General features: G+C 65.7%; 15 protein-coding genes. 8 read left to right on the top strand and 7 right to left on the bottom strand.

Annotated elements, in window-relative coordinates; genetic code table 11:
* Positions 1 to 35 precede the first annotated feature (35 nt).
* A complete protein-coding gene (locus tag FBY33_RS02845) occupies positions 36 to 1,055 on the top strand; it encodes an Lrp/AsnC family transcriptional regulator (protein WP_142032480.1) in 1,020 nt (339 codons plus the stop codon).
* A 72-nt stretch (positions 1,056 to 1,127) separates the two neighbouring features.
* Here the strand turns inward: FBY33_RS02845 and FBY33_RS02840 are convergent, their stop codons facing one another.
* Positions 1,128 to 1,682 carry a hypothetical protein gene (locus tag FBY33_RS02840; protein WP_142029210.1) on the bottom strand — a complete coding sequence of 185 codons (555 nt, stop codon included), beginning with the start codon at positions 1,680 to 1,682 and terminating at the stop codon, positions 1,128 to 1,130.
* 313 nt (positions 1,683 to 1,995) lie between these two features.
* On the opposite strand from FBY33_RS02840, the gene FBY33_RS02835 reads away from it, so the two are divergent.
* From FBY33_RS02835 to FBY33_RS02815, 4 genes are all read left to right on the top strand, one after another.
* Complete coding sequence (locus FBY33_RS02835) at positions 1,996 to 2,295, top strand: putative quinol monooxygenase (RefSeq protein WP_142029209.1); 300 nt, start codon at positions 1,996 to 1,998, stop codon at positions 2,293 to 2,295.
* Positions 2,296 to 2,398: 103 nt separating this feature from the next.
* Positions 2,399 to 3,277, top strand: a complete 879-nt coding sequence (locus FBY33_RS02830; protein WP_142029208.1) for a Rieske 2Fe-2S domain-containing protein — start codon at positions 2,399 to 2,401, stop codon at positions 3,275 to 3,277.
* A 287-nt stretch (positions 3,278 to 3,564) separates the two neighbouring features.
* The gene (locus tag FBY33_RS02820; protein ID WP_142029206.1) at positions 3,565 to 4,200 is read left to right on the top strand and encodes a GyrI-like domain-containing protein; all 636 of its coding nucleotides are present in this window, start codon (positions 3,565 to 3,567) and stop codon (positions 4,198 to 4,200) included.
* Between the two features lie 7 nt (positions 4,201 to 4,207).
* Entirely contained in the window at positions 4,208 to 5,041 is an 834-nt protein-coding gene (locus tag FBY33_RS02815) for an MBL fold metallo-hydrolase (RefSeq protein WP_235010404.1), read from the top strand.
* A gap of 77 nt (positions 5,042 to 5,118) precedes the next feature.
* Here FBY33_RS02815 and FBY33_RS02810 read toward each other — a convergent pair whose 3' ends face one another.
* The 4 genes from FBY33_RS02810 to FBY33_RS02795 are packed head-to-tail and all read right to left on the bottom strand — an operon-like array spanning position 5,119 to position 9,190.
* Complete coding sequence (locus FBY33_RS02810) at positions 5,119 to 6,318, bottom strand: N-acetylglucosamine-6-phosphate deacetylase (protein ID WP_142029205.1); 1,200 nt, start codon at positions 6,316 to 6,318, stop codon at positions 5,119 to 5,121.
* A 3-nt stretch (positions 6,319 to 6,321) separates the two neighbouring features.
* The gene (locus tag FBY33_RS02805; RefSeq protein ID WP_235010402.1) at positions 6,322 to 7,119 is read right to left on the bottom strand and encodes a copper homeostasis protein CutC; all 798 of its coding nucleotides are present in this window, start codon (positions 7,117 to 7,119) and stop codon (positions 6,322 to 6,324) included.
* Positions 7,104 to 7,883 carry a glucosamine-6-phosphate deaminase gene (gene nagB / locus FBY33_RS02800; RefSeq protein ID WP_142029204.1) on the bottom strand — a complete coding sequence of 260 codons (780 nt, stop codon included), beginning with the start codon at positions 7,881 to 7,883 and terminating at the stop codon, positions 7,104 to 7,106. The genes FBY33_RS02805 and nagB overlap by 16 nt, the downstream gene beginning before the upstream one ends.
* A gap of 56 nt (positions 7,884 to 7,939) precedes the next feature.
* On the bottom strand, positions 7,940 to 9,190 hold the full coding sequence (locus FBY33_RS02795) for a PTS transporter subunit EIIC (protein WP_142029203.1): 1,251 nt from the start codon (positions 9,188 to 9,190) through the stop codon (positions 7,940 to 7,942).
* Positions 9,191 to 9,421: 231 nt separating this feature from the next.
* Between FBY33_RS02795 and FBY33_RS02790 the strand changes: the two genes are divergently transcribed.
* Positions 9,422 to 9,652, top strand: a complete 231-nt coding sequence (locus tag FBY33_RS02790) for a glucose PTS transporter subunit EIIB (protein ID WP_050053469.1) — start codon at positions 9,422 to 9,424, stop codon at positions 9,650 to 9,652.
* On the top strand, positions 9,652 to 10,110 hold the full coding sequence (locus tag FBY33_RS02785; protein ID WP_142029202.1) for a PTS sugar transporter subunit IIA: 459 nt from the start codon (positions 9,652 to 9,654) through the stop codon (positions 10,108 to 10,110). Before FBY33_RS02790 ends, FBY33_RS02785 begins: the two co-directional genes overlap by 1 nt.
* A gap of 10 nt (positions 10,111 to 10,120) precedes the next feature.
* Here FBY33_RS02785 and FBY33_RS02780 read toward each other — a convergent pair whose 3' ends face one another.
* A complete protein-coding gene (locus FBY33_RS02780) occupies positions 10,121 to 10,873 on the bottom strand; it encodes a GntR family transcriptional regulator (protein ID WP_142029201.1) in 753 nt (250 codons plus the stop codon).
* 263 nt (positions 10,874 to 11,136) lie between these two features.
* Here FBY33_RS02780 and FBY33_RS02775 point away from each other — a divergent pair, with 263 nt between their 5' ends.
* The gene (locus tag FBY33_RS02775) at positions 11,137 to 12,012 is read left to right on the top strand and encodes a hypothetical protein (protein ID WP_235010400.1); all 876 of its coding nucleotides are present in this window, start codon (positions 11,137 to 11,139) and stop codon (positions 12,010 to 12,012) included.
* 23 nt (positions 12,013 to 12,035) lie between these two features.
* Here FBY33_RS02775 and FBY33_RS02770 read toward each other — a convergent pair whose 3' ends face one another.
* Positions 12,036 to 12,692, bottom strand: coding sequence for an AAA family ATPase (locus tag FBY33_RS02770; RefSeq protein ID WP_142029200.1), 657 nt, complete (start codon positions 12,690 to 12,692; stop codon positions 12,036 to 12,038).
* Positions 12,693 to 12,724: the final 32 nt, after the last annotated feature.

Genomic DNA, 12,724 nt, shown 5'->3' with positions numbered 1-12,724 from the left:
CTCGGCAGGATCTATGCATGAGTGAAGGAAGTGTGATGGAGCTCAGCGAGGATGATCTTGCCCTGATCCAGGTCCTGCAGGCCGCGCCGCGCCTGGGCTGGGCGGATGCCGCCAGGGTGCTGGATGTGCATGCCACCACGCTGGCAGCCCGTTGGGAACGGCTTGCCGCCAGCGGCGCCGCATGGGTGACGGCACACCTCGCGGGCGACCCGAAGCAGATGCTCCTGGCCTACGTGGCGGTGGACTGCGAGATGAACCGGCGGGACAGTGTTACGGCGGAACTGGCCGCCGTTCCGGAGATCATCACGGTGGAGGAGGCGGCCAGCAACAGGGACCTGATGCTGACGGTGATTACGCGGTCACTGGAGGAGTTCAGCGACAGGGTCATCACCAGGCTCAAGGCTATTGAGGGGCTCACCAAATACCAGGTGGCCCTCTGTACCCGGCTGCACAGCAGTGGCGACGACTGGCGGCTGAATGTCCTTAGCCGTTCACAGCTTGCCACGCTCCGGACTCTTGCCGCCCCGGCTGGTCCGGCCTCCGTTCAGCCGGCGCAACTTCCGCAAAGCCATCTCGACCTGATGCCGTTCCTTGCCAGGGACGGCCGCGCAACGGCTGCCGACATCGCCCGCGCCCTTGGCCGTCATCCGGCGACCGTGCAGCGCCAGTTGAACCGGGTGCTGGCCAGCGGCATCCTGTCGTTCCGCTGCGAAATCGCCCAGCGGTATTCGTCCTTCCCGGTGACGTGCCAGTGGTTCGTCAACGTTCCGGCGGGGCAGCATGAGGCAGCTGCCGCCGGAATCCGCACCATCAGCAATGTCCGGCTCAGTGCCTCCACCACCGGGCCCACCAACTTCGTGATCATCATGTGGCTGCACACGCTGGCCGACGTCATGTCCGCCGAGCTGGCGCTGCAGCAGAAGGTTCCCGGCATTGAGATCGTGGAGAGCGCGGTGATGCTGCGGACGGTCAAGCGAGTGGGCTGGATGCTGAAGGAAGACACGACGGCGAGTGGCGCCGTCGTCCATGCTGGAAGCCTGGGTGCCGCTGAGTGAAGCGGCAAGAGCAGTAAGGAGCCAGGGGCGCCGGCCCTGGCTCCTTACTTTGCGGGTGCGGGCGTCCAAGGCCTAGTGCCCGTGATGGTCCACTTCCACTACGGCGCTCTTCTCCCCATCAGTCCAGTCGGACCAGTGTCCGCCGTGGTTCTGAACACGGAAGGAGACGAGTTGGTAGACCTCTTCAACCTTGCGGTCATGTTTGCGGTCATCCATTTCGAGATCTTCACAGTCGTCGTGCTTATTCATCGCGTAGTCATGGCGTCCATGGTCGTCGCCGAAATCCACGTAGCAGTGAATAGTCGTTGCGTCGTCATGACGGTCAAAATCCACGCTGACCGTCCTTTCCGCCAGGCGGTCGTCGTGGTGATGACCTCGTTCGTCCTCATAGATCCACTGGCGGATCTCGACGGTCTTTTCGCCGTTGCAATCGACCTTAATACTGAAGTCGACTTTGTCGCCGCGGAGGTCCTCTGGATCAAGCGGGTCGACCGTACAGCCGTAGCGGCTGGTTTCGGCATTGGCCGGTGCGGCCAGAGCCAGGAAACCTCCGAACATACCTAATGACAGAACCGGAACCAGGGCCACCTTTGCCCGGGTCGAGTGGTTTTTTTGCGTGTTGGACATATTTCTCGTTGCTCCTCAAAGGGTGCGATTCACCTTTGCGGGCAGCCTGAAGCCGTCACATAATAAGCATTTTCACTGATACAGCATGGCGGCACTGCCCGCCCCATTTAACTGCCAGCCCGGAAATGCGGGCGGCTTCGACTCCGGACCCTTCCGCTTCGCTGTGAGTGGTGATCCGGTCGTTCAATCCTCCGCCTGTGTCCAACGCTGCGCTAGGGGGCGGCCTACCCTACTTGCGCAGAGATTTCAAGAGCCTGCGAGGGTACGGCTGTGGGCCGGGACCGTTGTCCGGATGGTACTGCACACTGTCCCTATGACATTTGCCAATGTGGGAGTACTTGGAACCAAGCCCGGCCAGCGCGACGCCCTCGTGGCCATCCTGCTGCGACCCAAGACCGGAATGAAGGACGCCGGCTGCCTCCTTTATGAGGTGGGCATCAACGATGACATGCCGGACACCGTTTTCGTTTCCGAACTGTGGGAATCGGCGGAGGCCCACCGGGCATCGCTGGAACTGGACATCACCAGGGCCGCGATCGCCGAGGCGATGCCACTGCTGTCCGGGGAGATGGGAGGCCACCGGTTCACGGTGCTGGGGTCACCCCTGCGCTGACCGTTGCCACCTGACTTCCGGCCCAGCACTGTTCCCCCTCCTGATCCAGGACTATGCTCTCGGGCATCGACTGGATACCTGGAAACGGGGTAAGGGGACACACATGAAGCCGCTGCCTGCACTTGAGCTTGTCACCCGTCTTGAGGAAGCTGAATGGCTGGACCCGCTGGCCAAGAGCGTTCGGAAAGCCGTCAAGAAGGTCATCAAGCCACAGTGGGCCCGCGACCTCCTGCATGGCGTTCCCATCGGCCACCCGGTGCACCCCCTTGCAGTGCAGGTCCCCATCGGCGCCTGGCTCTCGGCCGGTGTCCTTGATGCCGTTCCGGGTGGTGAGAAAGCTGCCAGGCTGTTGATCGGTGTGGGTACCGCAAGTGTGCTTCCCTCTGCGCTGGCCGGACTCACCGACTGGACGCAGCTGCATCCGCAGCAGCAGAGGGTGGGCCTGGTGCATGCAGCAGCCAACGTCACGGCAACCGGGCTCTACATTGCGTCACTGGTCCAGCGGGCCAGGGGCGGCCAGGGCAGCGGCAAGGTACTTGCGTATCTGGGGCTTGCCACAGTCAGCGCCGGCGGCTTCCTGGGCGGACACCTCACATACCGGCAGGCCGCCGGCGTCAACCACAGCGAGGAAATCGCGCACCGTTTTCCGTCCGGCTGGCATCCGCTGGCACCGCTGACCGAGCTGCCGGAGGGCGGCCTCCATAAGCGCGAGGTGGCGGGGATTCCATTGCTGGTCCACCGTGAAGGCGGCACCGTCAACGTGCTGTCCGACGTCTGCAGCCACCTGTCCGGGCCGCTGCATGAAGGCAAGATCAAAGACATGGCCGGGGAGGCCTGCGTGGTTTGCCCCTGGCACCGGAGCACTTTCGCGCTGCGCACGGGCGAAGTGAAGGCCGGTCCCGCCACCTCCCGGCAGCCGGTTTTCGAGACCCGCGTGAGTGGGGAGCTCGTGGAAGTGTGCCTGCCCGGGGCAGACGGGTAGAGAAGGACATTCGGCCCTACTGGCTACTCCAGGGCGGGGGAAAACTGGCTTCATGGCGAGGTCCATTGGAGTGAGGCCATGAGGCGGGTTGCCCTCCTGGCGGTGCTTGCAGTCGTTGCGCTGACGTCCATTGCGGGCGGGGCCGTCATGGCGCTCGGCAGCTGGCTTGGCCCTGAACGCCTTGGCTTGCCGGGCCTGTTCGCTCCCGTTCCCGTGCAGGTCACCCGGGGTGACCGTAGGCGTTCCATTCCCTTCCATCCAAGGCAGCCGAATGGAGTGCATGTACGGTGAGCGACCTTCGGCAGGACGTTGCGGCTCTCTATAAAACACGCAAGGGGTCCGTCGACTTCGTGGACGTCCCTCCTTTGCTTTTCGCCCTTGTCCAGGGTGAGGGGGACCCTGACGGACCGGCATTCGCCGAGGCGGTCCAGGCGCTGTTTACCGTCAGCTACGCGGCGCACTTCGGGCTCAGGAAGCAGTCCGGTGAGGTGACAAAAGTGATGCCCCTGGAAGCCTTGTGGTGGTTTGAGGACCCGAATCATGCGGAAAGTCTGGAAGGCGTGGCCGCTGGCTTTACGGGACTCTCAGGCATTCCCCGGGAATCATGGCGGTGGCAGGCCATGATGGTCCAGCCGGAACCTGTCGATGAAGCCCTTCTGGAACGGGCCCTGGACGGCTCCCGTCCCAAAGGTCTTCCCGGCTTGGCGTTGGTCCGCTTCGAACGTTGGGAAGAAGGCCGGTGCGCCCAAGTGCTCCATATCGGTCCCTACGCGGACGAAGGTCCCACTATTGCCCGACTGGACGCAGCCATCACGGAAGCCGGACTAAAGGTCCGAGGGCGCCACCACGAGATTTACCTGGGTGATCCCCGGCGCAGTGCACCGGAAAAGCTGCGCACCCTGATTCGCCACCCGGTGGTGTGAGAGGGCAATGATGCGGATTTCAGAACCACGGGAGATTGCCTCCGGAGTGATCCTCATGACCACAGGCTCCGGACCGACGGCCTCAAACCTCTACTTGGTGAGGTCCGGTCCCACGTGGGTGATGGTTGATTGCGGATGGGCGGGCAGCGCGGAACCGGTCCGGGCCGCGGTGGAAAAAATGCTCGGATCCGGCCACGCCCCCGCAGCCATCTTCCTGACGCACATCCACCCGGACCACTCCGGCGCAGCCGGAGCCCTGGCGCGGCTGTGGGGCGTCCCGGTGTTCGTCCACCAGGCCGAGCTGCCTATGGCTTCCGGGCGGTACATCCCTGAGTTTTCCATGCCATTGGACAGGTGGTTCATCGCCCCGTTCCTGTGGTCCCTGCCGGCCCGGGCACGCCGGCGGATCGAAGCGGCAGGCGACATTACCGACGTGGTGCAGAGCCTTCCCCCGGACGGGAAAGTGCCTGGCCTGCCCGAGTGGGCTGCCGTCCCCACCCCTGGCCACACCGCCGGGCATGTAGCGTATTGGCGCTCCAGCGACGGCGTCCTGATCACCGGCGATGCTGTTGTGACAGTAAACCTGAATTCGATCGGCGGAATCCTGTTCGGGGTGCCGGATCTGTCCGGACCGCCCCGGTACACCACGTGGAACTGGAAGCTGTCAAAGGACTCGGCTGCGCGCCTGGCGGAGCTGGGCCCCCGGTTGCTGGCACCCGGCCATGGGCCGCCGCTGGCCATGGGAGTTGCGCCCCGGCTACGGGCTCTGGCTGCCGGGGAGCGCGCTCTACGGATCCCGCTTCGTCGGCGGCGCATTGCGGGAGGCCCCGAGGCAGCATAGGCAACTGGGTCTGCGAACTACGGTTCCCAGGCATCAAGCCCCGGCCAGGACGACCGGGACTTGCCGTATCGGGCCACTCAGCTTGGTGCGGTGGCCCAAGCACCCTTTCGCAGCACCCCGGCCAGGTTCAGGTCCTGATCAACCAGGACCACATCCGCGGGCATCCCGGGCCGCAGGTCGCCTGCCTTAGCTGAAAGCCCCAGCACGGCGGCGGGGACGGCGGTCGCGGACGTCACCGCATCCCGCAGGGGAACACCAGCAGCAACGGTGGCCCGGACGACGTCCAGCAAAGTGCTGGTACCACCAGCGATGGCCCCCGTGTTATCCACGCGCGCCACGCCTCCGCTGACGGTCACCGAGAGGGAACCCAGCCGGTACCGTCCGTCGTCCAGGCCGGTGGCGGCCATCGCGTCGGTAACCAGGGCGATGTTCTCCGCACCCACAAGGTCGAACACCAGCTTCACAGTTTCCGGGGCCAGGTGCACGCCATCGGCAATGAGTTCCACCACTGCTTTTCCAGCTTTTGCCGCGCTGAGGCTGGCCGAGACAGGGCCGGGGGAGCGGTGGTGCAGGGAAGGCATGGCATTGAACAAGTGGGTTACCGTCGGGCGGTTCCTCAGGGTGGAATTGCCAGCCGAGTCCAAAGCCGCCGCCGCGCGGGCCAGGAAGGCTGAAGCCGTCGTATGGTCCGCGGCCGTGTGGCCCAGCGACGGGATGATGCCGCGGGCGGCGAGCTGGCCAGCAAGTTCGGGGGCGCCGGGCAGCTCGGCCGCCAAGGTCATGGAGGCCAAGGTCGGCCCTGCCGCGGCCAGCATGCGGGCCACTACATCCGGATCTGGTTCCAGGAGCAGGGCGGGATCGTGCGCGCCACACTGCTGGCCCGAGAGGAAAGGACCCTCCAGGTGCGATCCCGCAATCAGCCCCAGGCTTACCAGCTCCCGCAACATCCCGAGGTTCCGCACCAGGTCCGCGGGCTCTCCGGTGACCACGCTGGCCAGCAGGGTAGTGGTTCCACGGCTGTGCAGGTAGCGTGCAGCCCGCTCGGCGCCGTCGGGATCGCCCTCGGAGAAATCCGAACCATAGGCGCCATGGCAGTGCACGTCCACCAGGCCCGGCAGCAGGACGCGGCCGGCGGGTGCGTCCGGCGGAAGTACCCCGGGGAAGTCCTCCGCCGGGCCCGCGAAGGTGACCAGGCCGTCGTCGGCCGCCACTACTCCGTCCGCGATATCCAGCGACGCGGTGACTATACGGCCGCGAAGAAACAGTTCATTGCCCATCGTTTACTGTCCTTCGTTCGTCGGTTGCATCAGCGGCACGGCGGACACGGCGGCAGCCATGCGGGCGGCCAGGCCGTGGTCTGCGGCGCCAGCCCGGTCCCCGCCTCCGTACCGGGGCCGCGCCGAGGTGTGCACGGCATGGACTCCCGCTTCAAGGAGCGACGGTACCAGCGCCAGGGTGACACCCCCGCCTGCCATGATCTGGACCGAGGGAGCACTCCGGCGTCCCTGCTTCACAATCCTGCCAAGCATCTCCAACCCTGCTGCGCAGTCGGGGCCACCACCACTGGTGAGGACCCGGTCCACCCCGGCCTCCTCCAGCCGGGAGAGCGCCTCGGCGGGGTCCAGGCCGGCGGCCAGGGCTGCATCGAACGCGCGGTGGAACGTGACTTCGGCGTCCGGCCTCACGGCCCGCGCTGCTGCCACGACGCGCCGGATTGCCTTAACATCCGGGCCGCCGTCGGATGCCAGGACACCAACCACCACGCCCGCGGCTCCGGCACCCAAAGCCGCAGCGGCATCACGCTCAATGACATCGAGCTCACCGGGCGAATAGGTGAAGTTGCCCGGCCGCGGACGCACCAGGACGTGGACGGGAAGGCCCAGGCCGCACGCCTGCTCGATGGTGCCGATGCTTGGCGTGATGCCCTCCGTCTCCGCCAGGGCGGCGCAGAGTTCAACCCGGGCCGCGCCCACGGCGGCGGCCAGCAGGACGCCGTCGGCGTTTTCCACGGCAAGTTCCAGCTGCGGGCGGCGGACAGCAGCCGGCGTGCCCTGTCCCGTGCTCAGAGCCCCTGCCACGCCGGCTTCCGTCCGAAGGTGTCCGTGTAGTAGTCCCGGTGGGCCAGCCGCGAGGCTGCGGCCTCGTCCACCAGGACCGAGACGTGCGGGTGCAGCTGGAGCGCGGACGCGGGGCAGTTGGCGGCGACCGGGCCCTCGACGGCGGCCGCGATGGCCTCGGCCTTGGCCTCGCCCATGGCGAGCAGCAGCAGGTGCCGGGCTTCGCGGATGGTGCCCAGCCCCTGGGTCAGGACGTGGTCCGGGACAGCGTCCGCGGAGTCGAAGAAGCGGGCGTTGTCCTGGCGCGTCTGGCGGGTAAGGGTCTTGATCCGGGTGCGCGAGCCGAGCGAGGACATCGGTTCGTTGAAGCCCACATGCCCGTCCGTGCCGATGCCAAGGATCTGGAGATCCACCCCTCCCGCAGCTGCAATCCGCGCCTCGTACTGCTCCGCCTCGGCCTGCAGGTCCTCCGCCATGCCGTCCAGGCCATGCACCGCGTCGGCGCCGAAGTCCACGCTTGCCGTGAATTCCTCGCGGATGACCGAGTGGTATGACTGCGGATGCCCGGCGGACAGTCCCACGTACTCGTCCAGCAGGAACGCCTGGGCCTCTGCGAAGCTCAGGCCGCCTCTGCGGTGCCGTTCGATAAGTTCCTGGTAGGTGCCCAGTGGCGTGGACCCGGTGGCCAGGCCCAGGACGGACGGGCCGCGGCGGACCTGGTCCTCGACGGCGTCCGCGGCCGCGCGGGCGACCTCGGCAGGGGTGGGGAGAATGATGATTTCCATGCGGTCTGGGTGCTTCCGGTTGCAGTTGCGGGAGATGAGGATGAAGGCGCGTGACGCTACTTCGCAGCGTCGGTCTCCACGGTGACCTCGTCGTCCTCGCGGCCAGGGGTGCGCAGGTTCCAGCGCTTGATCACGAAGGAGAAGAGGAAGTAGTAGATCGCCGCGTAGCCCAGTCCTATGGGGATGAGCAGCCAGCCGTTCTGTGATTTGCCGAAGTTGAGGACGAAGTCGATCAGGCCTGCAGAGAACGTGAACCCGTGATGGATTCCCAGCGCGTTGACCAGCGCCATGGACGTTCCGGTTAGGGCGGCGTGGACGATGTAGAGCGGGAAGGCCACGAACATAAAGGAGTACTCAAGCGGTTCGGTGATGCCGGTGAAGAAAGCGGTCAGCGCGGTGGAGAGCATGATGCCGCCCACGATTTTCTTCTGCGAGGGCTTGGCGTGGCGCCAGATGGCAAGTGCAGCTGCAGGCAGGCCGAACATCATGATGGGGAAGAAGCCCGTCATGAAGATGCCCGCGCTGGGGTCCCCGGCAAAGAAGCGGTTGAGGTCACCGCGGACCAGGTGGCCTGAGGCGTCCGTGTAGTCGCCGATGAGGAACCAGACACCGGAGTTCAGGATGTGATGCAGTCCGGCGGGGATCAGCATGCGGTTGGCGAAGCCGTAGATGCCGCCGCCGGCTACGGCGTTACTGGCCACGGCCTGGCCCACTGCAGAGAGGCCGGCGTTGAAGAGCGGGTAGGCCAGGGCAAGGACGACGCCGGCCACCAGGCTCGTGACGGAGGTCAGGATGGGCACCAACCGGCGGCCACTGAAGAATCCGAGGAAGTCAGGCAGTTTCGTGCGATAAAACCGCTGCCACAGCGTGGCGGAAAGCAGGCCCACCACAATGCCGGCGAGGACACCGTAGTTGATCATGGCGGGCTTGCCCGCCGGATCAACCTGTCCGGCCAGGACCAGCGGGGACATGGCCTTGAAGACGCCGTCAATCACCATGTAGCCCACCACAGCGGCCAGTGCGGTTGACCCATCGGCCTTCTTGGCCCAGCCGATGGCGATGCCCACTGCAAAAATGAGCGGCAGCCAAGTGAAAACGGCATTGCCGGCTGCGGAGATGACGGCGGCGCCACCTTCAAATCCAGGGATGGCCCCGAGCAGGTCGGCCTGGCCAATGCGCAGCAGGATGCCTGCGGCGGGAAGAACAGCGATGGGCAGCATCAGGGTGCGGCCCAGGCGCTGCAGTGTGGCAAACGCCTTGTTTGGCTTCTTTTCGGGAGCCAAGGCGGCGGTCTCGGATGTTGACATGGTTGCACCTCTGCGGGTTCTGGTGGGGCTTGTAAAGGAGGGGTTCCAGCCGGTACTGTCTGGTTATGACCAGATCAGTGTGATCCATCCCACGAGCGCCTGTCAAGGCAATGGGAAATCCTGCCGGGCCATTCAAAAGGCCGGTGGTGGAAGCCATAATTGGTCGCACTTGGGCCGCCGGCCCCGGTGAGGAAGCAGTGCTCCGAGCGGGCACCGTCAGAAAGGGCAACCATGTCCAAAGCAGAAAAGATCATTGAAGGACTGGGCGGAGCCGGCAACATCGTGGAGATTGAAGCCTGCATTACCCGCCTTCGCACTGAGGTTAAAGATGGTTCCCTGGTGAACGAGGCCTCCCTGAAGGCCGCCGGAGCCCACGGCGTGCTGGCCTCCGGCACGGCTGTCCAAGTCATCGTTGGCCCCGAGGCCGACACCCTGGCCGAAGACATCGAGGACCTCCTCTAGTGGCACAGTCCCTGGTGGTGCTGGCACCCATTGCCGGTACCGTAGTTCCGCTTGCCGAAGTCCCCGACCCTGTTTTCGCCGGCCAGATGGTGGGTTCCGGCGCCGCAGTGGAACCGCCGGCAGGCGAAATGTTCGACGTCGTCTCCCCGGTCGCGGGAAAGGTGATCAAGCTGCTGCCGCATGCCTTTGTAGTGGTTGAGTCCTCAGGGCGCGGTGTGCTCACCCATGTGGGCATCGACACGGTCAAACTCAAAGGCGAAGGCTTTAAGCTGCTGATTGCCCAAGGCGACACTGTCGACGCCGGCGCTGCCGTCATGCGCGTCGATCCCACCGCCGCCCTCGCGGCCGGTTACTCGATGGTGAGTCCCGTCGTCGTCCTCGACACCAAGCCGGACATGGCAACGCTCACTGGAGCCGGCGCTGTCACCGCCGGCCAGGAGCTGTTCTCGCTGGACTAGGGGTTTGTTTCTAGAGCCGGACTTCCATGTTCAGGGAGTAGCGGTCGGAGCGGTACCACGAGCGAGAATGTTCGATGGCAAGGGGCCCTGAATAGGACACCCGGTCGAAGGCCAGTACCGGCGCCCCTGTGCCGGTTCCGAGGAGCGCCCCCACATCCGCGGGGGCGCCCTCGGACCTCACGCTCTGCCGGGCCCTGTCGATCTGGTGCCCGAACTGCGCGGCGAGGGCTTTGTAAACCGAGCCTGTCAGGTCGATATCCAGAAGTCCGCGGGCATGCTCGGGGTTGTACCAGGCGTCATCCACGCTGACCGGCCGGCCGTCTGCCAGGCGGAGGCGCTTCAAGTGGATGGCCTCGGAGCCCGGTGGCAGGCTGAGTGCCTCGGCCGTATCCGCGGGGGCAGTGCCCGCCTCGGCCACCAGCACCACCGTACTGGGCACGTGTCCCATCGCCTCCATTTCCTGCGTGAACGAGGCCAGGTGGAGCGTTGACTGCACTGGGGAATCCGCCACGAAGGTACCTTTCGCCGGAACCCGGACCAGGTGCCCCTCATTGACCAGGCGGCCGATGGCGGCGCGGACTGTGATGCGGCTGACGCCGTAAGAGTCCATGAGCGTCCGCTCGCTGGGAAGCCGGGCGCCGGGCTCCAGTTCCTCTTTGGCGAGCTTGAGTATGATCAGCCGCAGTTGCTCGTGCTTGGGGACCTGGGTGTTATTGATGGCCGTGGCCGCCGCTCCCGCGGCGCTCCTTGATTTGGCGAACAATTGGGGCCCCTCCTGCTGCTGGATAAGTCCGGTCCGGACCACCTGCTTGGATTATTCCATAGGCGGGGGCCGTCGGCGCCGCCAGGCCACCTTTGTTGCCGGGCCGGGCGTCAGCCCACCATCGGGGCACTTCCCCGCCTGAGCCGCGGTCAACTGGGGGCGAACCCGCCGGATTTGAAATCATTCCGTTATTTCCGTCCCCGCCCTTCACCCTCTACGCTTAGAACTACTAAGCATGCTGTCTATTTCGGAGGTTGATCCTGATGCGAAAAGTTTCTGCGCTTGGAGTGGTGACTGCGGCGATGCTGGCCTTGGCCGGCTGCACGGGAGGAGGCGGCGGTACTGCCACCCCGTCAGGCACCACCACATCCGCGACCCCTTCCCCCACCCAGACCGCGAACGCCAAGGTGTATTCGGAGGATGAGCTCCGCAACCTTATTTCGGGCAAGAAGGACGCCGACGGGAACGAACTCAAGCTCTACTCCAAGGAACAGGTTGACCAGGGCGGAAACATCGCCAACCTGCTCATGAGCACGGCAACCATTGATCCTAAGGACTGCAAGGACATCGCCACCGCCGGCCTGCTGGACAAGGTGGAAAGCGGCGACGTTGCCGTGGCGCTCTCCGAGGGCAACCAGCCGCGCACCCTGTCCGCCCAGTCCGGCAGCGAGGGCCCGGACGCCGTCAAGACGCTGAACGACATCAGCGGCAAGATGAGTCAGTGCGCCAAGTTCTCGGTCTCAGCCCTGGGCCAGAAGTACGACGTTTCCAGCCAGGAGTTGAAGGCGGACACGGACGCTGAAAAGACCTTCGCCACCGTCAGCACCCGCAGCGGCGACAACCAGCAGAAGCTGATGCAGGTTTCCGCTGCCGACGGCCGCCTGCTGGTGGTTGCCACCAAGAGCGGCACGGACCTGGGCGACCAGGACCAGAAGGAGCTTGAAGACCTCATCAACGACGTGTTGCAGAAGGCCGAAAGCGCTGCAACGTCGAGCCCCACCTCCACCAGCTCGTCCGGTTCGGTTAGCAAGTCCTCGCCGAGCAGCTCAGCCTCGTCCACGGCCACATCCACCTCTTCGGCGACGATGTCCTCGGGCAGCGGCTCCACGTCGTCGGCCTCTCCGACGGCCACCCGGTAGCGGCGCCCACTCCGCAACATTGATCAGGGGGCTGGCCAGGACTTTTCTATCCTGGCCCGCCCCCTTTTCTGTAAGGACAAGGCGTCTAGCGGGATATGGCGCAGCCCGTTTCCACCGACGTCGGCCAGCCGCCAGAGCAGCTCCGCCATCAGCTGCTCTTTCGGGACGGAGGCGTCGACTTTCACGAACCCCGCGTACTCCGGCAGTTCCCGGTACCCGGCCTGGAAGGCGGCGAGATCGGCAAGGTTCTCGGAATCCGTTCCGCGCGAAACGATGCGGCGGTGTGCCTCGGCGGGGTCGATGTCCAGGTGGACGATGGCGTCCGGTTGCGGCAGTCGGGCCAGCAGCCAGGGCAGGAACTGCCCGCGCGGCAGTCCGTTGGCGGCACGCAGCGCCAGCTGGCAGTGGAGGTGCCGGTCCATGACCACCAGGCCGTCAAAGCGGCGGGCGCGCAGGTGCGAGACCAGGACGTTGCCCACCCGGAGGGCGGTTTCGACGGCGTCAGCCAGTTGGACGGGCACGCGCACTCCCAGCCGGGCGGCCAGCAGGGACATGACCCGCCGGCCCGCGTGGTTGCTCAACAGCAGCGCCCTGCCGCCCTGCGCCCGCACCGAGGACACCAGGGCGCGGGCCGCCGTCGACTTCCCCGATCCGTCGATGCCCGTCAGCGCAATGATCATCCGGCCTCCTTCCGCCGTTCCGTTTAACGCCG

This window comes from Arthrobacter sp. SLBN-112 (assembly GCF_006715225.1).
In the GTDB taxonomy this organism is placed as follows: Bacteria; Actinomycetota; Actinomycetes; order Actinomycetales; family Micrococcaceae; genus Arthrobacter.
This window is presented reverse-complemented; position numbering and strand designations above follow the sequence as displayed.